At 72.1% G+C, this 25615-nt stretch carries 28 protein-coding genes and 1 pseudogene; 8 read left to right on the top strand and 21 right to left on the bottom strand.

The features are described from left to right. Nucleotides 1-39: 39 nt before the first annotated feature. From AC1MGR_RS15745 to AC1MGR_RS15720, 6 genes are all read right to left on the bottom strand, one after another. Nucleotides 40-456: a hypothetical protein gene (locus tag AC1MGR_RS15745; RefSeq protein ID WP_108038815.1), complete on the bottom strand. Its 417-nt coding sequence runs from the start codon at nt 454-456 to the stop codon at nt 40-42. Nucleotides 457-579: 123 nt separating this feature from the next. After that, complete coding sequence (locus tag AC1MGR_RS15740) at nt 580-798, bottom strand: DUF2842 domain-containing protein (protein ID WP_056220380.1); 219 nt, start codon at nt 796-798, stop codon at nt 580-582. Between the two features lie 149 nt (nt 799-947). Beyond that, entirely contained in the window at nt 948-1706 is a 759-nt protein-coding gene (locus AC1MGR_RS15735; RefSeq protein ID WP_480232208.1) for an ABC transporter ATP-binding protein, read from the bottom strand. 1 nt (nt 1707) lies between these two features. Continuing rightward, complete coding sequence (locus tag AC1MGR_RS15730; RefSeq protein ID WP_108038984.1) at nt 1708-2460, bottom strand: ABC transporter permease; 753 nt, start codon at nt 2458-2460, stop codon at nt 1708-1710. A gap of 145 nt (nt 2461-2605) precedes the next feature. Continuing rightward, on the bottom strand, nt 2606-2815 hold the full coding sequence (locus AC1MGR_RS15725) for a hypothetical protein (protein ID WP_480232207.1): 210 nt from the start codon (nt 2813-2815) through the stop codon (nt 2606-2608). Nucleotides 2816-3143: 328 nt separating this feature from the next. Next, entirely contained in the window at nt 3144-4784 is a 1641-nt protein-coding gene (locus AC1MGR_RS15720; RefSeq protein WP_480232206.1) for an inorganic phosphate transporter, read from the bottom strand. 268 nt (nt 4785-5052) lie between these two features. On the opposite strand from AC1MGR_RS15720, the gene AC1MGR_RS15715 reads away from it, so the two are divergent. Continuing rightward, nucleotides 5053-5475 (top strand): GcrA family cell cycle regulator, encoded by a 423-nt coding sequence (locus tag AC1MGR_RS15715; protein WP_480232205.1) that lies wholly within the window; start codon nt 5053-5055, stop codon nt 5473-5475. Between the two features lie 99 nt (nt 5476-5574). Here the strand turns inward: AC1MGR_RS15715 and AC1MGR_RS15710 are convergent, their stop codons facing one another. After that, nucleotides 5575-6201: a hypothetical protein gene (locus AC1MGR_RS15710; protein WP_480232204.1), complete on the bottom strand. Its 627-nt coding sequence runs from the start codon at nt 6199-6201 to the stop codon at nt 5575-5577. 328 nt (nt 6202-6529) lie between these two features. Between AC1MGR_RS15710 and AC1MGR_RS15705 the strand changes: the two genes are divergently transcribed. Next, entirely contained in the window at nt 6530-7093 is a 564-nt protein-coding gene (locus AC1MGR_RS15705; protein WP_108038805.1) for a superoxide dismutase family protein, read from the top strand. A 68-nt stretch (nt 7094-7161) separates the two neighbouring features. Here the strand turns inward: AC1MGR_RS15705 and dxs are convergent, their stop codons facing one another. From dxs to ygfZ, 6 genes are all read right to left on the bottom strand, one after another. Then, nucleotides 7162-9165, bottom strand: a complete 2004-nt coding sequence (gene dxs, locus AC1MGR_RS15700; RefSeq protein WP_480232203.1) for a 1-deoxy-D-xylulose-5-phosphate synthase — start codon at nt 9163-9165, stop codon at nt 7162-7164. A gap of 112 nt (nt 9166-9277) precedes the next feature. Further along, complete coding sequence (locus tag AC1MGR_RS15695) at nt 9278-9556, bottom strand: exodeoxyribonuclease VII small subunit (RefSeq protein ID WP_480232202.1); 279 nt, start codon at nt 9554-9556, stop codon at nt 9278-9280. A gap of 180 nt (nt 9557-9736) precedes the next feature. Beyond that, nucleotides 9737-10270 carry a tyrosine phosphatase family protein gene (locus AC1MGR_RS15690; protein ID WP_480232201.1) on the bottom strand — a complete coding sequence of 178 codons (534 nt, stop codon included), beginning with the start codon at nt 10268-10270 and terminating at the stop codon, nt 9737-9739. After that, nucleotides 10270-10872 carry an HD domain-containing protein gene (locus AC1MGR_RS15685; protein ID WP_480232200.1) on the bottom strand — a complete coding sequence of 201 codons (603 nt, stop codon included), beginning with the start codon at nt 10870-10872 and terminating at the stop codon, nt 10270-10272. The genes AC1MGR_RS15690 and AC1MGR_RS15685 overlap by 1 nt, the downstream gene beginning before the upstream one ends. Further along, the gene (locus AC1MGR_RS15680) at nt 10869-11519 is read right to left on the bottom strand and encodes a DNA-3-methyladenine glycosylase I (protein WP_480232199.1); all 651 of its coding nucleotides are present in this window, start codon (nt 11517-11519) and stop codon (nt 10869-10871) included. The genes AC1MGR_RS15685 and AC1MGR_RS15680 overlap by 4 nt, the downstream gene beginning before the upstream one ends. Before the next feature lie 49 nt (nt 11520-11568). After that, nucleotides 11569-12420, bottom strand: coding sequence for a CAF17-like 4Fe-4S cluster assembly/insertion protein YgfZ (gene ygfZ, locus AC1MGR_RS15675; RefSeq protein ID WP_480232198.1), 852 nt, complete (start codon nt 12418-12420; stop codon nt 11569-11571). A 116-nt stretch (nt 12421-12536) separates the two neighbouring features. Between ygfZ and AC1MGR_RS15670 the strand changes: the two genes are divergently transcribed. After that, on the top strand, nt 12537-13874 hold the full coding sequence (locus AC1MGR_RS15670) for a dihydroorotase (protein WP_480232197.1): 1338 nt from the start codon (nt 12537-12539) through the stop codon (nt 13872-13874). A 90-nt stretch (nt 13875-13964) separates the two neighbouring features. Here the strand turns inward: AC1MGR_RS15670 and AC1MGR_RS15665 are convergent, their stop codons facing one another. The 6 genes from AC1MGR_RS15665 to pdxH all read right to left on the bottom strand — a co-directional run bounded on the left by AC1MGR_RS15665 (nt 13965) and on the right by pdxH (nt 18032). Then, nucleotides 13965-14219, bottom strand: coding sequence for a hypothetical protein (locus AC1MGR_RS15665; RefSeq protein WP_056469536.1), 255 nt, complete (start codon nt 14217-14219; stop codon nt 13965-13967). A gap of 161 nt (nt 14220-14380) precedes the next feature. Next, nucleotides 14381-14794 (bottom strand): TIGR02301 family protein, encoded by a 414-nt coding sequence (locus AC1MGR_RS15660; protein ID WP_108040546.1) that lies wholly within the window; start codon nt 14792-14794, stop codon nt 14381-14383. A gap of 47 nt (nt 14795-14841) precedes the next feature. Continuing rightward, nucleotides 14842-15315, bottom strand: a complete 474-nt coding sequence (locus AC1MGR_RS15655; RefSeq protein WP_108040507.1) for an NUDIX hydrolase — start codon at nt 15313-15315, stop codon at nt 14842-14844. Further along, a complete protein-coding gene (locus AC1MGR_RS15650; RefSeq protein WP_480232196.1) occupies nt 15312-16451 on the bottom strand; it encodes a hypothetical protein in 1140 nt (379 codons plus the stop codon). Before AC1MGR_RS15650 ends, AC1MGR_RS15655 begins: the two co-directional genes overlap by 4 nt. Further along, nucleotides 16444-17166 (bottom strand): SDR family NAD(P)-dependent oxidoreductase, encoded by a 723-nt coding sequence (locus AC1MGR_RS15645; protein WP_055954102.1) that lies wholly within the window; start codon nt 17164-17166, stop codon nt 16444-16446. Before AC1MGR_RS15645 ends, AC1MGR_RS15650 begins: the two co-directional genes overlap by 8 nt. 209 nt (nt 17167-17375) lie before the next feature. Continuing rightward, entirely contained in the window at nt 17376-18032 is a 657-nt protein-coding gene (pdxH, locus tag AC1MGR_RS15640; RefSeq protein WP_480234813.1) for a pyridoxamine 5'-phosphate oxidase, read from the bottom strand. A gap of 103 nt (nt 18033-18135) precedes the next feature. Here pdxH and AC1MGR_RS15635 point away from each other — a divergent pair, with 103 nt between their 5' ends. From AC1MGR_RS15635 to fabI, 3 genes are all read left to right on the top strand, one after another. Further along, nucleotides 18136-18696 carry an RT0821/Lpp0805 family surface protein gene (locus tag AC1MGR_RS15635; RefSeq protein ID WP_480232195.1) on the top strand — a complete coding sequence of 187 codons (561 nt, stop codon included), beginning with the start codon at nt 18136-18138 and terminating at the stop codon, nt 18694-18696. 192 nt (nt 18697-18888) lie between these two features. Continuing rightward, complete coding sequence (locus tag AC1MGR_RS15630) at nt 18889-19830, top strand: DnaJ C-terminal domain-containing protein (protein WP_108040511.1); 942 nt, start codon at nt 18889-18891, stop codon at nt 19828-19830. Nucleotides 19831-20015: 185 nt separating this feature from the next. Beyond that, on the top strand, nt 20016-20858 hold the full coding sequence (gene fabI, locus AC1MGR_RS15625; RefSeq protein ID WP_056186907.1) for an enoyl-ACP reductase FabI: 843 nt from the start codon (nt 20016-20018) through the stop codon (nt 20856-20858). Nucleotides 20859-20880: 22 nt separating this feature from the next. Here the strand turns inward: fabI and AC1MGR_RS15620 are convergent, their stop codons facing one another. Further along, nucleotides 20881-22017: an AAA family ATPase gene (locus AC1MGR_RS15620; protein ID WP_480232194.1), complete on the bottom strand. Its 1137-nt coding sequence runs from the start codon at nt 22015-22017 to the stop codon at nt 20881-20883. Between the two features lie 73 nt (nt 22018-22090). Then, the gene (locus tag AC1MGR_RS15615) at nt 22091-23146 is read right to left on the bottom strand and encodes a polyphosphate kinase 2 family protein (RefSeq protein WP_480232193.1); all 1056 of its coding nucleotides are present in this window, start codon (nt 23144-23146) and stop codon (nt 22091-22093) included. 133 nt (nt 23147-23279) lie between these two features. Here AC1MGR_RS15615 and AC1MGR_RS15610 point away from each other — a divergent pair, with 133 nt between their 5' ends. Then, nucleotides 23280-23870, top strand: a complete 591-nt coding sequence (locus AC1MGR_RS15610; protein WP_480232192.1) for a histidine phosphatase family protein — start codon at nt 23280-23282, stop codon at nt 23868-23870. Between the two features lie 143 nt (nt 23871-24013). Further along, a pseudogene (locus tag AC1MGR_RS15605) lies at nt 24014-25600 on the top strand (amino acid adenylation domain-containing protein); the annotation flags it as partial. Nucleotides 25601-25615 lie beyond the last annotated feature (15 nt).

Genomic DNA, 25615 nt, shown 5'->3' with positions numbered 1-25615 from the left:
GCGCCGGCGCCGAGGCCGGCGCGACGTCGCCGGCGGCGCTCAGCGCCGGCGGCGGTGGCGGCGATAGGAGCGGCTCTCGCCGCCCGCGATGGCGAAGCTGGCGCTCTGGCGGCCGCGGCGGGCGTGCCGGCCGCGCCGCGTGCGATGGCCGATGGAGGCGATCGCCGCCCCCGTCGCCGCGGCGCTCGCGGCGATGCTCTGGGGGATAGCCGCGAGCGCGCTGGCGACTTCGGCCGAGGCCGAGGCGGCGCCGGCGGAGACGCCGCCGGCGACGTTCTTGGCGGCCGGGCCGAACATGGCGAGGCACTGGTTGTAGGCGAGGTCGTTCTTCAGGCGCTCACAGTCGGAGACCGAGCGGGGCGCCCCCTGCGCCTGCGCGGGGGTCACCGCCAGGAGGGGAAGGGTCGACAGGACCGCGAGGCCGAGCAGAAGCGAGGGCGTGCACAGGCGTGGCATTGAGCGGGACGACGGCCTTTTAACGAATGACACGGCGCGCTTCTGGCGCGCGAGTGCGGCGAAAACCCGACGCCGGCCGACGTTTTCTGGCCGGTCCGGGGGTTCTCCCCGGTTCCCGGCGCGTCAGCCCCGATCCCCGGCGTCGTTCTTGCCCATCCAGCTGATCAGCGGCATCAGCGGGAAGATCCAGGCGATGCCGAGGAGGGCATAGAGCACCGCCTGCACGGCGGCCGGCGTCTCCGAGATCCGGCTGTCGGCCAGCGCCATGGCCAGCGGCGCGTAGATGATGATGAAGGCCAGCATCACGATCGTGCCGATCAGCGAACGGGTGCGGCGGCGCATCGGCCTGGTCCTCGAAGCGAACGGATATCTCCCAGCGGGGTAGAGCGCCGGGCGACCGATGGCAACGGCCGGGCCCGCGACCCTTTTCGCACCCCGCCCCGGGGCTCTTACCCGGCTCCTGTCCGGACTTCTGGCCGCAATCCTCCGCCTCAGAGCTCCGCCGAGCGGTTCGACAGCTCCATCCGCAATTGCCGGGCGGCCTCCTGCAGGGCGGCGTCGCGGCGGCGGCGGGGCCGGGGCACCGTGACGGGCATCTCGGCCGCCAGCCGGCCGGGACTGCCGGCGAGCACGACGACCCGGTCGGCGAGGGTCACCGCCTCGTCGATGTCGTGGGTCACGAACAGGATGGTCTTGCCCGTCGCCGCCTGGATGCGCTGCAATTCGTCCTGCAGGCCCTCGCGGGTGAAGCTGTCGAGGGCCGAGAACGGCTCGTCCATGAGGAGCACGTCCGGGTCGACCGCGAGCGCCCGCGCGATGGCGACGCGCTGGCGCTGGCCGCCGGAGAGCTGGTGCGGCCAGCGCTGGCCGAGATCGCCGAGGCCCACGAGGTCGAGCATCGCCTGCGCCTTGGCCAGGCGCTCGGCCTTGGACAGGCCGCCGCCCTCGAGCCCGAAGGCCACGTTGGCGATGACCCGGCGCCAGGGCAGCAGCCGCGCGTCCTGGAAGACCAGGGCCATGGGCGTGCGGCAATCGGGCCGGGCCCGGAGGTGCACGCTGCCGGCGCTCGGCCTGGCGAGGCCGATCAGGACGCGCAGGACGGTGGACTTGCCGACCCCGGATTCGCCGACGATGACGAGGAACTCCCCGCGCGCCACGTCGAGGTCGAGGTCCTGCAGAATGACGGTCCGGGTTCCGGCGCGCTCGTAGGCGAGGCTGAGGCCCGCGATGGAAATGATCGGCTCGGACATCTCAGGCGCGCCACCGTAGGAGCCACCCCTGGAGGGCGACGAAGGCCGTGTCGAACAGGCCGTAGAGGGCGGCCATGGTGAGCATGTAGACGACGACGATGTCGGTGGAGAGCAGGCTGGAGGCCTGCATCATCCGGGCGCCGACGCCGGGCACGCCGAAGATCTCGGCGGCCACCACCGCCATCCAGGCCTGGCCCAGGGCCGTGCGCAGGCCCACGAGGATGCCCGGGGTCGCGGCCGGGAGCAGGATCTTGGTGAGCCGGGACCAGGGCGAGCCGAAGCCGAAGGCCTGGGCCACCTCGACGAGGTCGCGGTCGACGCCGCGCACCGCCCCCTGCGTGGCGAAGAAAACGATCCAGAACACGCCGATGGCGATGATGAAGACGGCGGCCTCCGGCTGGACGCCGAACCAGATGATGGCGAAGGGCACCCAGGCGAGGCCGGGAATCGGCCGCAGCAGGCGCACGATCCAGGCGGTCGCCGCCTCGAAGCCGCGGAACATGCCGCTGAGGAGGCCGAGCGCGATGCCCGCCCCGGCGCCGACGCCGAGGCCGGTCACGTAGTGGCTGAGGCTCGACAGCACCGCCTCGCCCCAGACGCCGAGGCGCACCTCGTTGAGGAAGGCGGCCGGGATCGTGCTCGGCGGCGGCAGGAAGGCCGGGTTGATGAGGCCGAGGCGCGGCATCGCTTCCCAGAACAGCAGGAAGGCGAGGAGCCCGGCCGCCGCCAGGGCGGTGGAGCGCAGGGCCATCATGGCCGGCGCCCCGGCAGGCTGCGGGCCGGACCGGAGCGGGGGCTGCACCGCGGCGGAAGGGGTCTGGGGGTCATCGGGCTCGTGGGGTGTGACGGCGGCGCGGCGGCGCCGGGCGGAGCGGACGCGGAGGGACGGGTGACGGCATTCAGGCCCCGCACGAGGCGGCGTCGCGACTCCGCGGCCCCACGACGGGCTCGGGCGTGCGGGAGCGCCCGGGCACCGGGCCGGCGGACAGGGCGATGGCGTCGTCGCGGCTGACGCCGGCCAAGCCCGCGACCGCGTGGTCCGCGTCGGTGAGGCGCCGTGCGAACGGGTCGCCGATGAAGCCGGCGGTGCCGGTGAGGAAGACGCGCATGGGGTCCCTGGCGGCCGTCCGAACCGGGTCGAGCCTGTCCCCGACCTACACGCAGCGCCGCGCGACCTCAAGAAAGCGGGCGGCCGTCCCCATGCGGACGCCCCGGAGGCCGTTGGGCCCGGTCATCGCGTCCGGCGGCCGAGGGCCCTCGTCCCGGCACGGATCGGGCTCGCCGGACACCCGCCGGCACCACCGCGTCATCCCGGGGCCGCGCGGTGGAGCCCGGGGTCCGGAAACACCGCTGGGATAAGACCGTCCACGGGGCGAGGAGGGCCGCGCCGTGCCGGATCGCCCCCGTGCGGAGCGGTGGGACGCGACGGGCGGCCCCTCAGAACACGTGCCGCAGGATGAAGAACAGCCCGCCCGCCAGGATGATGGCCGCCGGCAGGGTCAGCACCCAGGCGAGGGCCATGTTGCGCACGGTGGCGACCTGCAGGCCCGAGCCGTTGGCCGCCATGGTGCCGGCCACGCCGCTCGACAGGATGTGGGTGGTGGAGACGGGCAGGCCGTAGAGCTCGGCCAGCCCGATGGTGCCGGCGGCCACCATCTCGGCCGAGGCGCCCTGGGCGTAGGTGAGGTGCGACTTGCCGATCCGCTCGCCCACCGTGACCACGATGCGCTTCCAGCCCACCATGGTGCCGAGGCCGAGGGCGAGGGCGACGCAGACCTTCACCCAGGTCGGGATGTAGCGGGTGCCGTCGTTGAGCAGGCCCTCGTAGGCTTTGAGGGTCCTGGCCTCGGCCTCCGGGAAGCCGGCGCCGGCGGCCGGCAGCAGGCGCACCGCGTCGGCGGCGAGGTACATGTCGTTGCGCAGGTTCGGGGTCGCGGCGGCGGGCACCTGGCGGATCGCGCCGTGGCGCTGGACCGAGGCGGCGATGTCGTCCGAGAGGGCGGCGAGGGCCGCGTAGACGGTGGGGGTGTCCAGCGCCTTGGCGCGCAGGGCCTCGCCGACCTGGCCCCGGGCGGCCGCCGCGTCGGGGCGCGGCGCGCTCCCGGCCCGGGTGGCGAACACCGCGCTCGCATCCTTCGATTGCTGCACGAAGGCCGGGGTCGTGTCGTCCGACATGGTGCGGTTGAGGGCATAGGCGGTGGGGGCCGCGCCGATGAGGATCAGCATGATCAGGCCCATGCCCTTCTGGCCGTCGTTGCCGCCGTGGAAGAACGACACCAGGGTGCAGGTCAGGATGAGCAGGCCGCGGATCCAGAGCGGGGGCGGGGCCTCGCCCCGGGGCGCCTCGTAGAGATCCCGGCGCTTGACCACCGCCTTCATGACCAGGAGCAGCAGGGCCGCCAGGACGAAGCCGAGGACGGGCGAGAACAGCAGCCCCTCCAGCACCTTCACGGCCTGTCCCCACTCGACCCCCGAGGTGCCCTGGCCCTCGGGCGCCATCAACTGGTTGGCGAGGCCGACCCCGATCACCGAACCGATCAGGGCGTGGGAGGAGGAGTTCGGCAGGCCGAGCGCCCAGGTGCCGAGGTTCCACAGGATCGCGGCGATCAGGAGCGCGAAGATCATCGCGTAGCCGGCGGACGAGCCGACCTGCAGGATCAGCTCCACCGGCAGCAGGGTGACGATGGCGTAGGCCACCGCGCCGGAGGACAGCATGACCCCGAGGAAGTTGAAGGCGCCGGACCAGATCACCGCCACCACCGGCGGCAGGGCGTGGGTGTAGATCACCGTCGCCACCGCGTTGGCGGTGTCGTGGAAGCCGTTCACGAACTCGAAGGCCAGGGCGATCAGGAGCGCCAGGGCGAGGAGGGCGAAGGCCCCGATCGCGAGGGGCGTCTCGCCGACGGCGTTCATGTCGTGGACGAGGCTGTAGCCGGCATAGGCGAGGCCGCCGAAGAGGACGAGGGCGAAGGCCAGGAGGCCCGAGACGTGGATGCGGCCGTCGAGGTTCGGGCCCGGGCGGCGGTCCGGCCCCGCCTGCGGCGCCGGGGGGAGTCCGGGGGCGATCGCATCGGCCATGGTTCGGGTCTCCCGGCGGGGTGATCGCCGCGGCCGGGTTGATCCCGGCGCGATCCCCGCACGTCCCCGCTCTATGACGGTCCTGTCTCAGGACGATGACAGCCGCACGCCGCCCGACATCGGATCGGATGAAAGCCATCCGTGATTCGTAATGGTTGCCGAAGCAGCCTGACGCCGCTTAAGCAAGCGGCCCGAAACCTGTGCGCTGCAACACACGCATGCGTCAGCACTTGTTTGCCGAGGGGCAAACCCCAGATATAACAGCATCATGACGCTGTCGCGTCCGGTTCGGCCGCGCTTTCGACCTGCTCAAGGTCCGCGATTCTTCCCATTCATGTCCGCGGGTCGCCCGCTGTGTCCATGCAGGGGAGAGGCCCTCCCGAAGGCGACACGCTCCCGATCCGTCACACGCCGCTGGGCCCCGCCCGCGAAAGCCAGTCCGCGAGTCATCCGATCCATGAACCAGCTTGTCCGCATGTCACAGGTCGGCGAGGCCGATGCCATCGCCGAACCCTCCGCCGAGCTGCGGGTGCCGTTCGCGCAGTCCGGTGCCTTCGTCTGCAAATTCATCATCGGCGAACCCAATGACCGCGCCGTCTGCTGCGGCGCCCCGGCGCCGGACGGCAAGAGCTGGTGCGCGTTCCACCGCCGCATCGTGTTCGAGCCGGCCCGTCCCGGTCGCCTGCGCTGATCCGCAACTCTTCACGCGTACGCTGCCTTCAGCCCCGCCGGCACCTCCGGCGGGGTTTTCGTTTGGAGGGCGGATTTCGTTTGGGGAGCCTAGCGGCCCCTAGTCGTCGCTGTCCTCCTCGTAGGGGCGGTAGGTGCGCAGGCGCCGGCCATCGGGGAACTCGACGGTGCGGGACCGCACCACGAGGTAGCCGGCCTCCTGGGCCTGCCGGATCCGGCGGGCCCGGTCGTCCTCGTACACGAACGGACCGCTCGACTCCGGAACGACGCCGTAGCTGTAGCGAACCACCGGCGGCCGCATCGTCATGCGCCGGATGGCGGGGTCCTGATAGTCCTGAGCGCGCGTCACCGTCCGGACGGCAGGACGACGCGCCGGGGCTGCCGCCGGACGCGCGACCCGCACGCGTGCTTGGGTATTCCCACGCGCACTCTTCGCGCGCGCAGTCTTCGGCGTCCGGACCGCCGCGTGCGTCGGGCGCCGCGCTTCGGCGGGCGCCGCGGCCGCCTGCCTGGGCGCCTCCGGAGTTGCCGCCGGTGTGGTCCCCGGGGACTTGATCGAAGGAGATTTGGTGGTCGCGGGCTCGGCCTCGGCGGTCCCACGGGGCGGCGGGTCGGTCCAGGTCCGGCCGGATGTGGAGGACGCCGGCGTCTGCGCCTGCGCGAGGGCGGGCAGGACACCCAGCACCAGAGCGAGGAACCCGAGGCGGCGAGGGACGGCGAACGTCATGGGAACCTCCCAACGAGTCTTACGCTGCGATGAATGTTAATGCCGCGCCAAGATCTGCGGCCCGTCCACCGGCAGAAACTTGGTGAATCAGGCGCCGACATTGGCCCCGTGGCGGGAAACTTAGCGAAACCTTAAGAGTTCGTCCACGCACCGCAACCACCGGCGTGCCGCAGGACACAGCTGTTCGCGACGGGCCAGGGCCCGGCATCTGGCTTCGCCGTTCCAGGCATGGGAAAGGTCGGGCGACCCGGCATTGCCGTGGAGCGCCCCGCGACCATCTTCGTTGACGCTCCACCGGCGTACCCGGCGTGGAGAGGAGAGCCATTTGATGAGACGACTTCCGTCGGTCCTTGCCCTCGCGGCCAGCACGGCCTTCGCCGCCTCGGCGGCCCTCGCGCAGCCCGCCCCGGCGGCGCCCGCGGAGGCAGCGCCCCCTGCGGCGCCGCAGACCTTCGAGAGCCCGATCCAGAACGGGAAGGGCGAGCCCATCGGCAAGATCATGATCCGCGACGGCGCGAGCTCCCTGGTCATGCGCGTGACGATCCAACCCGGCGGCCTGCCCCCCGGCTGGCACGGCATCCACTTCCACGCCGTGGGCGATTGCTCGGACACCGCGAAGTTCGAGAAGTCGAAGGCCCACGTGAACCACGACCAGAGCAAGCACGGCCTGCTCAATCCGGAGGGCCCGGACGAGGGCGACCTGCCGAACGTCTTCGCCAATGCCGACGGGTCGGTGAACGCGGAGGTGTCGAGCGAGACGCCGCTGACCGGCGAGGGCGCCCTCAAGGACGGCGATGGCTCGGCCCTGATCATCCACGCCAACGAGGACGACCACACCACTCAGCCCATCGGTGGCGCCGGCGCCCGCATCGCCTGCGCGGTCATCAAGTAGGCTTTGGGAAGTCAACGTCGGGCCGATCCCGCGGAGCCGCTGGCTCCGCGGGATCTTCCGGAACAGATCTACTTCTGGACGACGCTGACGAGCTTGGCGCCGCGCGCCTTCCGCTCGGGCAGGGCGGCCTTGACGGTGTTGAGGATGCCGGCGGCGTCGAGGCCGGCCTCGGCGTACATGGCGTCGGGGGTGTTGTGGTCCTGGTAGCTGTCCGGCAGCGTCAGCGTGCGCACCCGGACCCGGCCCGCATCCAGCGCCCCCCGGTCGGCCAGCAGGTGCAGCACCATCGCGCCGAAGCCCCCCACCGAGCCCTCCTCCAGCGTCACCAGCACCTCGTGGCGCGCGGCGAGATCCAGGATCAGCGCCTCGTCCAGCGGCTTGGCAAAGCGCGCATCCGCCACGCTCACCGCGATGCCCTCCGCCTCCAGCGCATCGGCCGCCTTCAGCGCCTCCGACATCCGCGTGCCCAGGGACAGCAGCGCCACCCGCGCGCCCTCCGGCGCCCGCACCATCCGGCCCCGGCCGATCGGCAGCGCGACCCCGCGCTCGGGCAGGTCCACCCCCACCCCCTCGCCGCGCGGGTAGCGCAGGGCGATCGGGCCGGTGTCGTGGGCATGCGCGGTGGCCACCATGTGCACCAGCTCGGCCTCGTCGGAGGCCGCCATCACCGTCATGTTCGGCAGGCAGCAGAGATAGGCCAGGTCGAAGGCGCCCGCATGGGTCGCCCCGTCCGCCCCCACCAGCCCGGCCCGGTCCATGCAGAAGCGCACGGGCAGGTTCTGCAGGGCCACGTCGTGCACGACCTGGTCGTAGGCCCGCTGCAGGAAGGTCGAGTAGATCGCCACGAACGGCTTGTAGCCTTCCGTCGCCAGCCCGCCCGCGAAGGTCACCGCGTGCTGCTCGGCGATGCCGACGTCGAAGGTGCGCTCGGGATGCGCCTTGCCGAACAGGTCGATGCCCGTGCCCCCCGGCATCGCCGCGGTGATCGCCACCACCTTGTCGTCGGCGTCCGCCGCCTTGATCAGGCTCTCGCCGAACACCCGGGTGTAGGCCGGCGCGTTCGGCTTGGCCTTGGCCTGAACCCCCGAGAGCACGTCGAACTTGACCACCCCGTGGTAGCGGTCGGCGGAGGCTTCCGCCGGGGCGTAGCCCTTGCCCTTCTGGGTCACCACGTGCAGCAGGATCGGGCCCTGCTCGGAGTCGCGCACGTTCTTGAGCACGGGCAGCAGGTGGTCGAGGTTGTGCCCGTCGACGGGCCCGACATAGTGGAAGCCCATCTCCTCGAACATCGTGCCCGAGCCCACCACCAGGGAGCGGGCGTATTCCTCGGCCGCAGCCGCGCGCTGGTAGAGGCCCTTGGGCAGGAGCTTGCCCAGCTGCTTGGCGGTCTCGCGCAGGGACTGGTAGGTGCCGCCCGAGGCCAGGCGCGCGAAGTAGGCCGACATGGCGCCCACGGGCGGCGCGATCGACATGTCGTTGTCGTTGAGGATGACGATGAGGCGCGAGTGCAGGGCGCCGGCATTGTTCATGGCCTCGTAGGCCATGCCCGCCGACATCGAGCCGTCGCCGATCACCGCCACCATGTTGCGCCGCTTCGGGATCGGCGCGCCCTGCGCCTTGGCGCTCGCCTCGTCGAGGTCGCGCGCCACGGCCATGCCCAGCGCCGCCGAGATCGAGGTGGAGGAATGGGCCGCCCCGAAGGGATCGTAGACGCTCTCCGCGCGCTTGGTGAAGCCCGACAGGCCGCCGGGCTGGCGCAGGGTGCGGATGCGGTCGCGCCGGCCGGTGAGGATCTTGTGCGGATAGGCCTGGTGCCCGACGTCCCAGACGATGCGGTCGTCGGGGGTGTCGAACACGTGGTGCAGCGCCACCGTCAGCTCGACCACGCCCAGACCCGAGCCGAGATGCCCGCCCGTCACCGAGACCGCGTCGATCATCTCGGTGCGCACCGCGTCCGCCACCGCCTGCAGCGCGCTCTCCGGCAGTTGCCGCAGCGCCGAAGGCTCCGCCAGACCGTCCAGAATCGCCGTCGCCTCCGACGCGGTCACCGAACCCTGATCTTTGGAGGTCATCTCTTGCGAGGTTTCTTGCCGTGACACCGAACCAACCTCACGCCCGGAGGGAAAACATGCGCGCAATCGCTTGGCGCCAATGAAGAATTTCGTTCGGGAGCAAGACCGCTCCCTAGTCGACGTCGAGGGGCGCGACGCCCGCCGCCTGGCCGTCGGCACCCAGGGTGATCTTCTGGATGCGTGCCTCGGCCTTCTGCAGCAGCCCTTCGCAGTGGCGCTTCAACGCCTCGCCGCGCTCGTAGATCGCCACCGACTCGTCGAGGGGGACGTCCCCCTTCTCCAGGCGGCGCACGATGTCCTCGAGTTGCTCCAAGGCCTTCTCGAAGGGCAGGTCGAGGCTCGGCTCGTCCGTACCGGACGTCGACGCAACGGCGGGTCGCGTGACACTCATTCTAAACTACCCCATGATTCTGACGGTCTAAGCCGCGGGCCCGGAAGCCGACAACCCGATCCGGCCGGCGACGCGTCGTTTCGTCGTCCGGGGCGGCGTTTGCGCCACACCCCGACGGACCGGTTTCGGCGCGACGACGGGCGGGACGCCCAAAGCTGGATCCATTTATCTGGGAAGAACTTACTCGACGACCTGGAGGTTGGAGCTGAACTCCAGCCGAAACGGCTCCCCCTCGAAGGCTTCCGCACCACGACCGATCGCCGCGATCGCCGCGACCATGCGGCCGTCGCGGCCCAGCATGCGGTCGGCCAGGGCCACGAACAGGGCGTTGGGCGTCGCCGACGGGGCGACCGCGCGGAGCGCCCGGGCGATCCCGGCCTCGTCGCGCTCCGGGGCCAGGGCACAGGCGACGATGTAGGCCGCCGCCGTCGAGCGGCTGATCCCCGCATAGCAGTGGATCAGCAGGGGCTGCGCCCGGTCCCAGCGTCGTGCGAAATCGAGGATCTGCGCGATGTGAGCCTCGCCCGGCGTGACGTGTCCGTCCATCGGCGCCACGATATCGCTGACCTCCACGACGCAGTGGCGTCCCTCCGGGATGACCGCGGGACGGGCGATCGCGGTGCCAACCTTCATCAGGGTCATCAGGTGGGTGGCGCCGGACCCGTCGAGGGTCTCGGGCAGCCGCGACAGGGGGCAGACCTTGAGATGCGGCATCAGGTGGACTCCGGACGCGCGAGACTATCGAAGCGGGCGAGGAAGCGCGCCTGCGCCACGGCGGTGGGCCAGGGAACCAGCAGCGCCTCCGCCTCGGGACCGAGGGGGGCCCGGGCGCCGAAGATCGCATCGGCCTCCGACCCGGAGAATCCGGCCAGGCGCGTCGCCTCGTGATAGGCGGCGATGCCGTCGGCCCGCTTGACCAGGGCGAACAGCGCCGCACCCGGTTCGGGAAGCCCGAAGCGCTGGCGGATGGCGGTGAGGAGCCGGCGCTCCACTGCCTTGTAGGAATCGCCGATCGCGGCCTTGAAGGGCGAGATGATGTCTCCGATGACGTATTCGGGGGCATCGTGCAGCAGCAGCTCGAGGCCGTCGCCGGCGCCGAGGCCCGGCGCCTCCCCGCGGCCGATCGCCTCCACCAGCAGGGCGTGCTGGGCCACGGAGAAGACGTGCGGCCCGGCGGTCTGCCCGTTCCAGCGGGCGACGCGGGCGAGCCCGTGGGCGATGTCGGCGATCTCGATGTCGCGGGGGGCCGGATCGAGGAGGTCGAGGCGCCGTCCGGACAGCATCCGCTGCCAGGCGCGGCCGGGATCGCCGCTCATGCCGAACGCCCGAAGGCGTGATCCGGGATGGCTCGATGCCCCAGGGCGGCGCAGGGCCCGTGCCGGTGGCAGCCGACGAGGTGATCGTTGACGAGGCCGACCGCCTGCATGAAGGCATGGACGATGGTCGGCCCGCAGAAGGCGAATCCCTCCGCCTTCAGGGCCTTGGACAGCCTGCGGGAGATGTCGGTTTCGGTGGCGATGCCTGCCCGGTCCCGCGCCGTGCCCTGGACCGGAGCCCCGTCGACGAAGTCCCAGAGGAAGGCGGAGAAACCCGTGCCGCGCGCCTCGATCGCGAGGTAGGCCCGGGCGCCCGCGATCGTGCCGACGATCTTGGCCCGGTTCCGGATGATGCCGGTATCCTGCATGAGACGGTCGACATCCGCGTCCGTGAAGCGCGCGATCGCCTCCGGGTCGAAGCCCGCGAAGGCGCAGCGGAAGCCCTCGCGCCGGCGCAGGATGGTGATCCAGGACAGGCCGGCCTGGAAGCCGTCGAGGATGAGCTTCTCGTAGAGGGCACGGCCGTCCCGCTCCGGCACGCCCCACTCGGTGTCGTGATAGGCGACGTAGACGGGGTCGAGCCCGGCCCACCAGCAGCGGGCGCAGCCGTCGGGATGGTGGATCAGGCCGGAGGCGTCGGTCAGCATCGCCGAGGGTTTAGCCGGGTGCGGCGGCGGCGTCGATGCCGGGGCGGTCTCAGCCGGCCGGCGCGGTCTCGGGAAAGGCGAAGGTCGCGAAGGACGGCTTCTCGACGCCGACCGGAACCGTACCCGCCCGCAGCGGTTCGCCGGCCGCCAGGGCGTCGGCGAGACGGTCGAGGCGGAGCAGTGCGAGGGCCCGGCCGCCCGCGACGCTGCCGACGGTCCCGAGCGCGCGCTGCCCGGCGATGATCTCGGCCCCGGTCTGCAGCGCCTCGTCCGCGACCGCGACCAGCGGGACGATCCGGGTCCGGGCCGTGCCGCGATGCTGCATGCGCGAGACCACCTCCTGGCCGACATAGCAGCCCTTGCGGAAGTCGACGCCGCCGAGCTGGTCCATCAGGGCCTCGTGCGGGAAGGCGTCGGACCAGGGGAAGTCGCGCCCGCCCTCGGGAATGCCGAGGGCGATGCGGTGGACGTGGTAATCGGCCTCGGTCGCATCCGCCGAGAAGGCGCCGAGCGCGAAGGTCAGGCGCTCGCCCAGTGCCCCGAGGCGGCCGTCGCGTCGGCGGGTCACCGTGGCGGCGGTCTCGGCCCCGTCCCAGGCGGCGGCCACGCCGAGGGTGGGTTCCAGGGCGATCGTCACCTTGGCGCGCAGGCGGTAGAGCCCGAGGCGCTTGGCGAGATCGGGCGCGCGCTCGGCGGCGGCGTCGAGCTGGAAGCCCTCCGGCGTGCGGCCGACGAGGAAGTCGAACAGGATCTTGCCCTGCGGCGTGAGCAGCGCCCCGAGGCGCGCCTCCCCGGGCTCCAGGGTCTCGACGTTGCAGGTCACCACGCCCTGCAGGAAGCTCGTCGCGTCCTCGCCCGAGACGGTGACGACGGCGCGGTCCGGCAGCAGGGCGATCGGCATGACGACTCCTTGACACGAGCGGCGGCGGCATTGCGCACCGTCCGGGCCTGACATAAGCCGCCCGCGACCTCGTCTCAATGTGCGTCCGGAGCGCGGACGGCCCCAGGAGATTCGGAATGGACCAGCCCTTCGACCTCCTCCTCACCGGCGGCACCGTGGTGAACCAGGACGGCGCGCACCGCGCCGACCTCGGCATCCGCGCCGGGCGCATCGCGGCGATCGGCGACCTCGCCTCCGCTTCCGCCGGCGAGCGGCGCGACTGCACCGGCCTGCACCTGCTGCCCGGCGTCATCGACAGCCAGGTGCATTTCCGCGAGCCGGGACTCGAACACAAGGAAGACCTCGAATCGGGCTCGCGCGCGGCCGTCATGGGCGGCGTGACCACGGTTTTCGAGATGCCCAACACCAATCCGCTCACGACCAGCGCCGAGGCCCTGGCCGACAAGCTCGCCCGGGCGCACCACCGGATGCACTGCGACTTCGCGTTCTGGGTCGGGGGCACCCACGAGAACGCGCACCTGGTGCCCGAGCTCGAGCGCCTCCCCGGGGCGGCCGGCATCAAGGTGTTCGTCGGCTCCTCCACGGGCTCGCTGCTGGTCGAGGACGACGCCGGCGTCACCGAGATCCTGAAGCGGACCCGCCGGCGCGCGGCCTTCCACGCCGAGGACGAGCCGATGCTGCGGGCGCAGAAAGACCGGCGCGTGCCGGGCGACCCGTCCTCGCACCCGGTCTGGCGCTCGCCGGAGGCGGCCCTCAAGGCGACGGAGCGGCTCGTGCGCATCGCCCGGGCGACCGGCGCGCGCATCCACATCCTGCACATCTCGACGAAGGAAGAGATGGCGTATCTCGCCGGGGCGAAGGACGTGGCGACCTGCGAGGTGACGCCGCACCATCTCACCCTCGACGGCGACGAGGCCTATGCCCGGCTCGGCACCCTGGTGCAGATGAACCCGCCGGTGCGGAGCGCCGACCACCGCGACGGCATCTGGCACGGGCTCTCCCAGGGCGTCGCCGACATCCTCGGCTCCGACCACGCGCCGCACCTCCTGGAAGAGAAGGCCAAGCCCTACCCGGATTCACCCTCGGGCATGACCGGGGTGCAGACCCTGGTGCCGATCATGCTCGACCACGTCGCCGCCGGCCGCCTGTCGCTCGCCCGGTTCGTGGATCTCACCAGCGCCGGCCCGAAGCGGCTGTTCGGAATCGCCCGGAAGGGCCGGCTCGCGGTCGGCTACGACGCCGACGTGACGGTGGTGGACCTGAAGCGCCGCGAGACCATCCGCAACGATTGGATCGCCTCGAAATGCGGCTGGACGCCCTACGATGGCGTCACCGTGACGGGGTGGCCGGTGGGCACCCTGGTGCGCGGCAACAGCGTGATGTGGGAGGGGGCGCTGACCGCGCCGTCCCGCGGCGAGGCGGTGCTGTTCGAAGAGGCCCTGCCTCCGGCCTGAAAGCCGGCGCGCAGCAAAAAGGGCAGGCGCCCGGCGCCTGCCCTTCGGTCGTCTCGTCGGTCGCGCGCAGGGGCGCGCCGGACCCGATCGTTAATGCTGCGGGCTGGTGGTGAAGGCGCCGCCGCGGATCCGGTCCGGGAAGCCCTCGGCGTAGCGGGCGGTGGCTTCCTCGCCGTAGGTCGTGACGAGTTCCTGGAAGGCCGCGAACAGGGCGGCCTGGGCCATGCAGTCGCCGTCGAGCCCGTCGAGACAGCCTTCGGCGAACGCTTCCGAGACGTAGCCCAGAGCGACGCGCTTGTCGTCGAGATCCGCCTCGAAGGGCGCGGAGACCGTATCCATGTGCATGGGCCACATCATCGTTTGCGCCGGTGAACGACCCGGCGAGTAACCACGAGGATAGGGCGATCGGCGGAGTTCGCAAAGCCAGGAATTGCGAAGCGGTTAACGCGGGCACTCAAATTCTTGGTTTTCGTGTGCCGCTCGCATCCTGTGGCCGCCCGGCATCACTACCCGCCGAACCGGCTCGCCAGGGCGTGCGACAGGCGCTCGCCCTCTGCCACGTAGCGGGCGGCCGCCTCTGTGGCAGCGGGGGTGCAGACCCGGTAGGTCAGGCTGTAGCCGCGATAGCCGCGATTGTAGGCCCCGGCGAGACGGTCGCGCCGGCTCGGGGTCACGCCCTCGGCCTCCATCAGGGCCTTCATCCGGGCCGGCCACTCGGCGGCATCGGGGGCGGCGCAGAGGTCGCGCAGAAAGGCCAGCGCGCCGATGACCTCCGAGAGCCGGAGCAGGTCCCGGTCGTAGGGCGCCGGCGGCGGCTCGGCCGGGGCCGGCGGCTCCTTTTCCTTCTCGGCCGGCTTCGGCGCGGCGCGGGACGACCCGCCGCGGGATTGCTGGGCGGACCCGGCCTCCGGCAGGGCCATCAGCACCGAAAGTCCGCACAGGATCGCGATCCCCGCACCACGGACCGTCACGCCCCGGGCTCCCCGCGCCGGTCGGCAAGGGCGAAGGCCTCGCGCACGGTCCCGGCGAGGCCGGGGGTCGTCGCCAGGGTCTCGAGCTCGGCCAGCGTGGCCCAGCGCACGCCCAGGGCTTCCGGTCCGGCCATCGGCTCGCCGCCGGTCCAGCGGGCCGCGTGGGGATGGACGACGTAATGGTGGCGCACGCGCCCCTCCGGGTCGCGCAGGATGATCTCGGTAGGGCTAAGCACGCCGACCACCGCGGCCGACAGGCCGACCTCCTCCTGCAACTCGCGCAGGGCCGCCTCGGCCAGGGGCTCGCCCGCCTCGACGAGGCCGCCGGGAAGGGTCCAGACGCCGCGCATCGGCTCGTTGGCCCGGGCGGCGAGGAGCACGCGGTCGTCGCGCAGGACCGCGATCGAGGTGCCCACGAAGGGACGGGTCGGGAACAGGCGCGACGCCGCCTCCGGATCGGTGCCGCTCACGGCGTCACCACGGCGATGCGCCCGTCGGCGAGGCCGACGAGGAGGCGGGCGGCCGGGCCGCGGCCGAGGCTGGCGAGGCCGAAGGCGGCGAGGCCGGGCAGGGGCGCGCGCGACCGCTCGCGGATGCCCTCCGTCAGGGAGAGGATCGCCACGGCGCTCCGGTCCGCAATCGGCAGGGCCAGCTCGGGCGCGCCCTCGCGCTCCGGTTCGACCAGGGCCGCGAGGTCGACCTCGCCCTCGCCCGGGGAGACGTTGGTGTAGCCCGGTGCCTCCCGGGTCAGGCGCAGGACGCCGCCCTCCAGGGTCCAGAGCTGCAGCTGGCCGGCGCCGTCGGGAGCCGCCACGGCCGCGATCTGCGGCCGGCCGCTGCCGGAGAAATCCGCGATGGCGGCGGGCTTCAGGGGCTGGCCTCCGGGACCGGCGGCCTGATCCGGACCGCGGGCCATCAGGGTCCAGGCCGCTCCGGGTGCCGCCGCGGCACCGGGCTCGGCCTTGGCGAACAGGGCGAGGGCGGCCCCGCCCGCGGGCGCGACCGTGACGGCGAGGACGATGGGCTTGCCCTCCAGGCGGGCGATCCGCGGCCGGCGCAGGGCGAAGGCCGTGTCGGGAGCGGGCGTCAGGCTGGTGGTGACGACCGGCACGGGCTTCGGGTCGCCGCCCATCGCCACCGGCTGGCGCTCGCGGATGACCAGGGTGCCGGCCTGCTCGGGGCCGCCGGCGAGGGGTGGCCGGGGATCCGCCAGATGGGCGCTCAACGGACCGGAAACCGCGCGCCGGGAGCCGGGCAGGGCGCCGCGCGGGGTCTCGGCGGCCGCCAGTCCCTCCACCGCCTCGGCGCCGAGCAGGGTGGGGGTCACGCGCCCGCTGACGAGGCTGAGAGCTGCGCCGCCGGTATCGCCCCAGACCACGGCGATCGGCGCCTCCGGCTCGACCGTGGCGGGATTGGCGCTGCGGGCGCGGGCGATGGGCAGCAGGCCGGAGGTCGCCACCGCGATCGCGACCTCGCTGCCGGGCCCCCGCAGGGCCCGGGCCCGGAAGGGCAGGTCGAGGATCGTCACCGACGGCTCCGCCCAGGCGGGGGTCGCGGCGATCAGGAGTCCGATGAGAAGCGCGCGGCGCGCCCCCCGTTCAGACATGCTGGCCGCCGTTGATGTGCAGCTCGGCGCCGTTCACGTAGGAGGAGGCCTCGGTGCACAGGAAGTAGATCGCCTTGGCCACCTCGTCGGGGGTGCCGAGACGGCGCTGCGGGATGCCGGCCACGATCTTGTCCGTGCCCGGCGACAGGATCGCGGTGTCGATCTCGCCGGGCGAGATCGCGTTCACGCGGACGCCGAGTGGGCCGAAGTCGCTCGCCATCTCCCGGGTCAGGCCGGCCAGGGCGGCCTTGGAGGTGCCGTAGGCGGCGCCCGCGAAGGGATGCACGCGGGAGCCCGCGATCGACGTGACGTTGACGATGGAGCCCTTGGCCCGGGTCAGTTCCTCGCAGAGGCCGCGGGCCAGGAGGAGGGGGGCGAAGAGGTTGACCTGGAACACCCGCTGCCAGTCGCCGAACTCGGTGGCGATGGCGCCCAGGCGCTCGCCCTGCGGACCCTTCGGCGAGATGCCGGCATTGTTGACCAGCGCGTGCAGGAGGCCGCCCTCGGCGGCGAGGCGGCCCGCCACCTCCTCGATGCCCCGCACCGTATCCTGGGGGTCGGACAGATCGACCTGGAGGTGATCCTCCGGACCCATCTCCCAGGGACAGTTCTCCGGGAAGGGATGACGCGAGCAGGTGATCACCCGCCAGCCGGCGGCCGAGAACCGTTTGACGGTGGCGTGGCCGATCCCACGGCTCGCCCCCGTGAGCAGCATGATGCGCCGGCGTTCGTTGGATGAGGCCAAGACCGTTCCTTCAGGATCGGGAGGCGTCCGGCCGGCGGAACCGCCGTGCCGCCGAGAAACCCCCACGCCACCTTCAGGTCTAAGGGGCGCGGGGGCTAAAATCCAGGGTCATCCCGCGACGCACCAACGAGCCGGCACACCGACGGCGGAGGAGGTCGCCCTGCCTCGCAAATCCTGACTCAGGGATAGAGTCGCGCCCCATGCCAAGCCCCGCCCTCGGAGGCGGCGCCGTCGCGGGTGAAGCGGACGCGATCGTGCAGGCGGAACGGACCGTTCTGCCAGAACTCGATCGAGACCGGCGCGATGCGAAAGCCCGTCCAGTTCTCCGGACGCGGCACCGGGCCCTCCCCGTAGCGCTCGGCCAGGGCCTCGACGGCGCGCTCCAGGGTCGCCCGGTCGGCGAGGGGCCGCGACTGGCGGCTCGCATGCGCCCCGAGGCGGCTGTTGCGGGCACGGCTGGCGAAGTAGGCATCCGCCTCCTCGGCCGTGACCTGGGTCACCGGGCCGCGGGCGCGGACCTGACGGCCCAGGCTCTTCCAATGCAGCACCAGGGCAGCCTGCGGATTCTCGCGCAACTCGTCGCCCTTGGCGGAGTCGACGTTGGTGTAGAACACGAAACCGCGGTCATCGACGCCCTTCAACAACACCACGCGCACGTCCGGCAGTCCGTCGGCGCCGGCCGTGGCCAGCGCCATCGCGTTGGGATCATTGGGTTCCGAAGCCTCGGCCTCGGCCATCCAGGCCGCGAACAGGGCCCAGGGATCGGTGGTGCGGGGGAAATCGCCGTCGGGTCCAGTGGCGTCCTCGGCCCCGCTGCGGGAAGCGGGATCATCGATCCTTAACCGTTCCAAGGCGTAATCCTGTGGTGAGATCCGGGTCGGGGGCACCGACGTGGGACACGAACGTTTCGGCCCAACACGTCGTTTGAGATCAGGTGTAATGCGTCGGCTCGACTGTAAAGCCCAGGCCGTCCCGGAAATTCGTGCCCGCCGCAGGTCGCCCAGCGTCCCGCACCGCGCCACGCGAGCCCTCGGCCTCAGCGTGCTGCTCGGCCTGAGCGGTTGCGGCCTGCCGATCATCACTTTCCAGGCGGAGGAGACGGCGGCCGGCGCCGTGGCGGGGGCGGCCCAGCGCGGCGACACGGCGCGCGCAGCGCTGCCGGACGAGCCGGCGACCACGGGCAGCATCGACAAGCGTCCGCTGGGCTTCGGCAACGACCTCGGCGCCGAGGATTGGCGCCGCGCCAACGCGGCGCTCGCCGTCGCTCTTGATCCGCAGGGCAACGGCCGGCCGGTGAAGTGGGACAACCCGGAAACCACCCTGCGCGGCTCGGTGAATCCCACGGGGCTGCCCTACGTCGCCAACGACCTCGTCTGCCGCGACTTCCTGGCCTCCGTCATCTCGCCGGCGGGCAGCCGCTTCGTGCGCGGCACCGGCTGCAAGCCCTCCGGCGGCGAGTGGACCCTGACCAAGGTGCGGGCCGCCAGGGCATCGTCCTGACGGCTGGCACGGAGGATTGCGGCGGGGTCGTCCGGATCACGGGGCGAACAGAAGCATTGACGCCGCGCCAATCGGAGCGAATTCTCGCGCGAGACCGTTGCAGAGAAGCAACAGGCCGTCCACATGACAGACGAATCCGAAGGTGCCGGGCCCGTGCCCGGTCCCAGGCGGCACCGAGAATCCTGAAGACCGATGCGAAATCCCTACGATGTGCTGGGTGTCTCCAAGGGCGCCAGCGAAGCCGATATCAAGAAGGCCTACCGCAAGCTCGCGAAGGCCTATCATCCCGACCGCAACCAGGACGACGCCAAGGCCAAGGACCGCTTCGCGGAGGCCAACAGCGCCTACGAGATCCTGGGTGATGCGGGCAAGCGGGCGCAGTTCGACCGCGGCGAGATCGACGCGGACGGCAAGCCGCGCGCCACGGGCTTCGAGGGCTTCGGCGGTTTCGGCGGCGGGCGCAGCGGCGGTGGCGGTGGCGGTGGCTTCGACTTCGAGAGTGCCGCGCGCGGCCGCGGCCCCGGCGGGGGCGGCGGCATCGGCGAGGACATCTTCTCCCACCTCTTCGGCGACGCTTTCCGGGCCGCCGGCGCCGGCCCCGGCGGCCCGCAGCGCGGCCCCGTCAAGGGCGAGGACGTGGCGGCCGAACTCAGCGTGACCCTCGAGCAGGTCGCCAGCGAGGAGAAGCTGCGCCTGTCCCTGCCGGGCGGGCGCGACGTGGACGTGGTGGTGCCCAAGGGCGTGGTCGACGGCCAGACCATCCGCCTGCGCGGCCTCGGCAACCCCGGCGGCCTGCGGGGCGCGCCCGGGGACGCGCTGCTGACCATCCGCATCCTCCCCCATGCCCGCTTCAGCGTGGACGGCGCGGACCTGCGCGGTACCGTGGATGTGCCCCTGGAGGACGCGATCCTCGGCGGCCCGATCCGGGTGCCGACCCTCACCGGCGCCGTCGAGATGAAGATCCCGCCGATGACCGGCTCGGGCCGCACCTTCCGTCTCCGGGGCAAGGGCCTGCCGAAGAAGGACGGGACGCGGGGCGATCTCCTGGCCGTCACGGCCGTGACGCTGCCCAGCGGCGAGGATCCGGCACTCACCGAGTTCGCCCGGGCCCGGCGCGCGGCCAAGGCCGGCTGACGCCACCGCCCGGCGGGGCCGGCCGTTCAGGCGCCTCAGGTAGCGCGCGCGACGGGACTCCGGCGCTGTCAGGCTCCGGACTTCCGTCCCAGGCGCGCCTCCGCTAAGGATGCCCGGCGCGAACACGCCGATCCGTCGCCCGACGGGCCCGTCGGCACGCGCCACGGCTCTCGCTCAGGTGACACATGGCGGACACGCACCCGGTTCACGATCACGTCGGCGGCCTTCTCGCCGGCAAGCGCGGCCTGGTGCTCGGTGTCGCCAACAACCGCTCGATCGCCTGGGGTATCGCCAAGAGCGCGGCCGCCCACGGCGCCAAGCTCGCCTTCACCTATCAGGGCGACGCCCTGAAGAAGCGCGTCGAGCCCCTGGCGCGGGAACTCGACGCCCACGTGGTCGGGCATTGCGACGTCACCGATCCGGCCTCGATCGACGCGGTCTTCGCCGCCGCCGCCGAGGTGTTCCCGGAAGGCATCGACTTCGTCGTCCACTGCATCGCCTTCTCGGACAAGGACGAGCTGACGGGCCGCTACGTCGAGACCTCCGAGGCGAACTTCACCAAGTCGCTCCTGATCTCCTGCTATTCGTTCACGGCCGTCGCGCAGCGCGCCGAGAAGCTGATGCCGAACGGCGGCTCGCTCCTCACGCTGACCTATTACGGCGCCGAGAAGTGGATGCCGCACTACAACGTCATGGGCGTGGCCAAGGCCGCCCTCGAGGCCTCCGTGCGCTACCTCGCTGCCGATCTCGGCCCCTCCAAGATCCGCGTCAACGCGATCTCGGCCGGCCCGATCAAGACGCTGGCGGCCTCCGGCATCGGCGATTTCCGCTACATCCTGAAGTGGAACGAGTACAACGCCCCCCTGCGGCGCACCGTGACCATCGAGGAAGTGGGCGAGACCGCCACCTACCTCGTCTCGGACATGAGCAAGGGCATGACCGGCGAGATCCTCCACGTGGATGCCGGCTACCACGTCGTCGGCATGAAGAACCCGGAAGCCCCGGACCTCAGCCTCGACAAGGACTGACGGGACCGGCGGCGGTCCGCCCTCAGTCGTCCTCGGCGAAGGCACCGAACACCTTCAGGCCCTCGATCCAGGTCGCGCCCTCGCGCTTGACGACCCGGTGGGGACGCGTGCCGCCCTGCGCCAGGATGGCGTCGGCCAGCCGCTCGGAATGGGTCACGAGCCAGACCTGCGTGCGTTCGGAAGCCTTCACGATCAGGCGGGCGAGGGGCGCCAGCAGATCCGGATGCAGGCTGGTCTCGGGCTCGTTGAGGGCGATGAAGGGCGGCAGCCGATAGGCGAGCAGGGCACCGGCGAGGGCCAGGAAGCGCAGCGTCCCGTCGGAGAGTTCGGCCGCCTCGAAGACCCGCCTCGGATAGTCGGGAAACACCATCCCGAACCGCGCCTGCCGCCCCGGGACCGGAAGGTCGAGGCGGGCGCCGGGGAAGGCGTCGTCCACGGCGGCTGCGAGGTCGACGGTGTCCTGGCGGATATGCGCGAGGGTTGCGAACACGGCGGCGAGGTCCGAGCCGTCCGACGACAGGGTCGGGGTCGTCACCGCGAGGCAGGGGCGACGCAGCGCCGAGGCGGCATCGGTGCGGAAATCGTGGTGGAAGCGCCAGGCCGTCAGGGCGCTGCGGACCTGATGCAGTTCCGGATAGGCGCCGCCATCCTGGATGGTGCCGAGCACCGTCTCGGACGACAGCAGATCCTCCCCGAGACTGCGCTTGAGTCCCTCGCCGTCGCGCAGGAAACCGCCCGGTCCGTCGCGGTGGAGCAGGGTGGCCGGTCGCCGGGACGAGATCAGGCGAAGCCGTTCGGTCTTGAACTCGGGCTCAAGGGGAAATCCGGCCGCGGCCTTGGGCGGCTTGCAGCCGACCTCGACGGCATAGTCGTAGGCGAGGCCGCTGACGTCGTCGGCGAGTTCGACGCTCCAGCGGATCCGAGCCGACTCGTGGACCTTGCGCATCCCGGCCCAGCTCACCGAGTCGATGCCGCCCTCGGCCACGAGATTCCGGATCAGGACGCCGGTGGCGGCCGATTGCAGGCATTCGAGTGCCCGGTAGAGGTTGGTCTTGCCGACGCCGTTGGCGCCGATGAAAACCGAGAGGGCGCCCACGGGTAAGCGGATTGCGTGCAGCGAACGGTACCCCGACACGGCGACGTCACGGACGGCCAGCATACGCGCGCTCCCATCATCCGCCGAAGCCCCGTAAGCCCCGGGAAGCAACGATTGATTGCAGCCGGGTGCCGGGTCAATCCGGAACGGTCATCCCTGCGATGCCGGCTTTCGCCTCGGGAAATCGCGGGTCCATCGCCTCCAGGGTGTCGGCGATGGTGCGGGCGATGAGGAGGTTGCGGTACCATTTCCGGTTGGCCGGGACCACGTGCCAGGGCGCGTGCGGCGTGGAGCACGCGGTCAGCGCATCCGCGAAGGCCGCCTGATAGGCGTCCCAGGACCGGCGCTCCACCAGGTCGGCCGGATCGAATTTCCAGTGCTTGTCGGGGTTCGCGATCCGGGCCTCCAGGCGCTCCTTCTGCTCGTCCTTGGAGATGTGGAGGAAGAACTTGAGCACGGTGGTGCCGGCGGCGGCGAGCATCCGCTCGAAATCGTTGATCTGGTCGTAGCGGGCCCGCCAGACCGGCTCGGGCACGAGGTCCTTGACCCGGACCACGAGCACGTCCTCGTAATGGCTCCGGTTGAACACGTTGATCATGCCGCGCGCCGGCGCCTTGGCGTGGTAGCGCCAGAGGAAGTCGTGGTCGCTCTCCTCGGCGCTCGGCACCTTGAACGACCACACCCGGCAGCCCTGCGGATTGACGCCCTCGAACACCGCCCGGATCGTTCCGTCCTTGCCGCCGGTGTCGATGGCCTGGAAGACGACGAGCAGGCTGCGCTTGTGCTCGGCGTAGAGCCGCTCCTGCAGGGTGGCGATGCGGGCCCGCTCGGTCGACAGCGCCGCCTTGGCCTCCTCCTTGTCCAAGCCGCCGTCGGTATTCGCGTCGATCGCGTCGAGGTCACAGCGGGTTCCCGGCTGAACGGTGACGATGCCGGGGGCGGCGGGGGCGAGACGGGGATCGATGGTCTCGCCGGCCGCGGTCGCCCGGCTCTCGGCCTCGCGCGCCCAGTGCGCCGAGGAGGGCGGCCGGTGCCCGGCCCGGCGGGCCTCGCTCTTCTTGTCCGCCTTGCCGCGCGAGCCGTCCTTGCGGTGCGAGCCGTCCTTGCGGTGCGAAACGTCACGCTGCGACGCGGAAGCCCCGGTTTCTTCCGGGCTCTGGCCCCGGCGATGCTTGCCGTGATGCTTCGACATGACGAGACTCGCTGTTTCGGTGGACGGCGGACGGGGCGACCGCCGGTATGCAGGCCAGGATGGCAGGGCCAGGATGTGAGTGCGAAAACGATAGCCCGGCTCGGCCGTTCCGCCGAGCGGCGGGCATGAGGCCGTGAACCCGATCTACTTCATCCGCCACGGCCAGACCGACTGGAACGCGGAGGGACGCCTCCAGGGCCAGCGGGACATCGACCTGAACGCCGAGGGCCTGCGTCAGGCCGGTGCCGTGGCCGACCGCCTCGCCGCGGCGGCCGGCGATGCCGACCTCGCCGCCATGGACTTCGTCGCCAGCCCGCTCACCCGGACCCGCCGGACCATGGAGACGCTGCGGGCGGCCCTCGCCCTCGACCCGGAGGGCTATCGCCGCGATCCGCGCCTGGCCGAGATCAGCTTCGGCGCCTGGGAGGGCTCGACCTGGGCCGAGATCCGGCGCTGGGACCCGGCCGGCGCCCTGGCCCGCGACCGCGACCGCTGGGGCTATCGTCCGCCCGGCGGCACCGGCGAGAGCTACGCCATGCTGGTGGAGCGGGTCACGCCCGCCATCGCCGAACTGACGCGGCCCACCGTGATCGTCGCCCATGGCGGCGTCGCCCGGGCGATCCTGGTGATCCGGGGCCACCTCGGCATCCGCGACGCGCCGCGCATCGGAATCCGCCAGGGCAGCGTCCTCGTCCTCGACCGGGCCGGCTGGCGCTGGGCCTGACCGGTTGCGCCCTGCGCGTTCGACCCCGGTTCAAGCCTGCCGCCCAAACGTGCTAGACGCGCCGTGATTTCGGCGCGATCCGGGCGCCTACCCGGCCAAAAGGACGGCGCCCGCTCGATCGGGCGCCGACAGCGGAGCAGCGGATGACCAGTCTCGCCGAGACGACCCGGCCTCGGGCGGCAGCGCGCGGGCCTCAGGAGACGAGTCCCTCGACGGAAGCGGCCGGCCCGCGGGCGGTCCTGCGCGGCGCGGTCCGCCCCGACCTCATCCGCGACGAGACCCTGAGCGAGATCTTCCGCGCGAGCGCCGCGGCACGCCCGGACCATCCGGCCCTCGTCGACGGCGCCCGGACCGGTCCCGACGGCGTCCATCCGGCCTTCACCTATGCGGAGGTCGAGGCGCGGGCCGCGGCGATCGCGCGCGGCCTCGCCCACCGGGGCATCGGCCCGGGCGACGTGGTCGGCCTGTGGATGGCGCGGGGCCCCGACCTGCTCATCGCCCAGATCGGCATCGCCCTTTCGGGGGCGGCCTGGCTGCCCTTCGACGCCGAGGCCCCGGCCGACCGCGTCGCGGTCTGCCTGGAGGATGCCCAGGCCAAGGCGCTCCTCGTCTCGCCCGCCCTGGAGCCGCAGGCCCCCGCCGGCACGCCGGCCCTGACGGTCGCGGGCCTCGCGTCCGCGACACCGGCGGAGGCCGCGCTCCCCGACCTGCGCGCGGCCGGCCTGACGCCGCAACACCCGGCCTACCTCATCTACACCTCGGGCTCGACCGGCGTGCCGAAGGGCATCGTCATCAGCCACGCCAACATCTGCCACTTCCTGCGCTCGGGGAACGCCCTCTACGGGATGCGGCCGGACGACGTGGTGTTCCAGGGCGCGTCCGTGGCCTTCGATCTCTCGATGGAGGAGATCTGGGTGCCCTACCTCGTGGGCGCGACGATGTTCGTGGCCTCGCCCGCCATGATGGGCGACGTCGAGAGCCTGCCGGACATCATCGCCCGGGCCGGCGTCACCGTCCTCGACACCGTGCCGACGCTGCTCGCCATGATCTCCCGGGACCTGCCCACGGTGCGCCTCGTGCTGCTCGGGGGCGAGGCCCTGCCCGAGCCCCTGGTCGCCCGCTGGGCGAGCGGCGCGCGCCAGCTCTTCAACACCTACGGTCCGACCGAGGCCACGGTGGTGGCCACCGCCGCCGAGATGCAGCCCGGCACGCCCGTGACCATCGGCGGCCCGATCCCGAACTATTCGGTGTATGTCGCGGGCGAGGCGCTCGAGCTCCTCGCGCGGGGGCAGCAGGGCGAACTCCTGATCGGCGGCCCCGGCGTCGCCAAGGGCTACCTGAAGCGCCCCGCGCTGACCGCGGAAAAGTTCATCGCCAACCCCTTCGACTCGGATGGGACCGACCCGGTCCTGTACCGCTCGGGCGACGCGGTCTCCCTCGACGCCGCCGGCAACATCCTGTTCCACGGTCGCATCGACGACCAGGTGAAGATCCGCGGCTTCCGGGTGGAGCTCGGCGAGATCGAGTCGCGCATCCAGGTCCTGCCCGGCATCAACCAGGCCGCGGTGGTGCTGCGCCAGGACGATGGGGTCGACCGCCTCGTCGCCTTCCTGGTGCCCGAGCGCGGCACCGAGATCGACAAGGCCGCCCTGCGCCAGACGCTCGCCGAGCAGATGCCGCCCTACATGGTGCCGGGGCATTTCGAGGTGGTGGAGGTGCTGCCGCGCCTGACCTCGGGCAAGGTC

The organism is Methylobacterium sp. BI1, from assembly GCF_056680125.1.
The sequence above is the reverse complement of the archived record's forward strand: the minus strand, read 5'-3'. Positions and strand labels throughout refer to the sequence as shown.

Bases quoted from the DNA above. Each gene is read 5' to 3' on its own strand.
- AC1MGR_RS15745 (WP_108038815.1), bottom strand. From the start codon at position 456: ATGCCACGCCTGTGCACGCCCTCGCTTCTGCTCGGCCTCGCGGTCCTG.
- AC1MGR_RS15740 (WP_056220380.1), bottom strand. From the start codon at position 798: ATGCGCCGCCGCACCCGTTCGCTGATCGGCACGATCGTGATGCTGGCC.
- AC1MGR_RS15735 (WP_480232208.1), bottom strand. From the start codon at position 1,706: ATGTCCGAGCCGATCATTTCCATCGCGGGCCTCAGCCTCGCCTACGAG.
- AC1MGR_RS15730 (WP_108038984.1), bottom strand. From the start codon at position 2,460: ATGATGGCCCTGCGCTCCACCGCCCTGGCGGCGGCCGGGCTCCTCGCC.
- AC1MGR_RS15725 (WP_480232207.1), bottom strand. From the start codon at position 2,815: ATGCGCGTCTTCCTCACCGGCACCGCCGGCTTCATCGGCGACCCGTTC.
- AC1MGR_RS15720 (WP_480232206.1), bottom strand. From the start codon at position 4,784: ATGGCCGATGCGATCGCCCCCGGACTCCCCCCGGCGCCGCAGGCGGGG.
- AC1MGR_RS15715 (WP_480232205.1), top strand. From the start codon at position 5,053: ATGACGCTGTCGCGTCCGGTTCGGCCGCGCTTTCGACCTGCTCAAGGT.
- AC1MGR_RS15710 (WP_480232204.1), bottom strand. From the start codon at position 6,201: ATGACGTTCGCCGTCCCTCGCCGCCTCGGGTTCCTCGCTCTGGTGCTG.
- AC1MGR_RS15705 (WP_108038805.1), top strand. From the start codon at position 6,530: ATGAGACGACTTCCGTCGGTCCTTGCCCTCGCGGCCAGCACGGCCTTC.
- dxs (WP_480232203.1), bottom strand. From the start codon at position 9,165: ATGACCTCCAAAGATCAGGGTTCGGTGACCGCGTCGGAGGCGACGGCG.
- AC1MGR_RS15695 (WP_480232202.1), bottom strand. From the start codon at position 9,556: ATGAGTGTCACGCGACCCGCCGTTGCGTCGACGTCCGGTACGGACGAG.
- AC1MGR_RS15690 (WP_480232201.1), bottom strand. From the start codon at position 10,270: ATGCCGCATCTCAAGGTCTGCCCCCTGTCGCGGCTGCCCGAGACCCTC.
- AC1MGR_RS15685 (WP_480232200.1), bottom strand. From the start codon at position 10,872: ATGAGCGGCGATCCCGGCCGCGCCTGGCAGCGGATGCTGTCCGGACGG.
- AC1MGR_RS15680 (WP_480232199.1), bottom strand. From the start codon at position 11,519: ATGCTGACCGACGCCTCCGGCCTGATCCACCATCCCGACGGCTGCGCC.
- ygfZ (WP_480232198.1), bottom strand. From the start codon at position 12,420: ATGCCGATCGCCCTGCTGCCGGACCGCGCCGTCGTCACCGTCTCGGGC.
- AC1MGR_RS15670 (WP_480232197.1), top strand. From the start codon at position 12,537: ATGGACCAGCCCTTCGACCTCCTCCTCACCGGCGGCACCGTGGTGAAC.
- AC1MGR_RS15665 (WP_056469536.1), bottom strand. From the start codon at position 14,219: ATGCACATGGATACGGTCTCCGCGCCCTTCGAGGCGGATCTCGACGAC.
- AC1MGR_RS15660 (WP_108040546.1), bottom strand. From the start codon at position 14,794: ATGGCCCTGCCGGAGGCCGGGTCCGCCCAGCAATCCCGCGGCGGGTCG.
- AC1MGR_RS15650 (WP_480232196.1), bottom strand. From the start codon at position 16,451: ATGTCTGAACGGGGGGCGCGCCGCGCGCTTCTCATCGGACTCCTGATC.
- AC1MGR_RS15645 (WP_055954102.1), bottom strand. From the start codon at position 17,166: ATGCTGCTCACGGGGGCGAGCCGTGGGATCGGCCACGCCACCGTCAAA.
- AC1MGR_RS15635 (WP_480232195.1), top strand. From the start codon at position 18,136: ATGCGTCGGCTCGACTGTAAAGCCCAGGCCGTCCCGGAAATTCGTGCC.
- AC1MGR_RS15630 (WP_108040511.1), top strand. From the start codon at position 18,889: ATGCGAAATCCCTACGATGTGCTGGGTGTCTCCAAGGGCGCCAGCGAA.
- fabI (WP_056186907.1), top strand. From the start codon at position 20,016: ATGGCGGACACGCACCCGGTTCACGATCACGTCGGCGGCCTTCTCGCC.
- AC1MGR_RS15620 (WP_480232194.1), bottom strand. From the start codon at position 22,017: ATGCTGGCCGTCCGTGACGTCGCCGTGTCGGGGTACCGTTCGCTGCAC.
- AC1MGR_RS15615 (WP_480232193.1), bottom strand. From the start codon at position 23,146: ATGTCGAAGCATCACGGCAAGCATCGCCGGGGCCAGAGCCCGGAAGAA.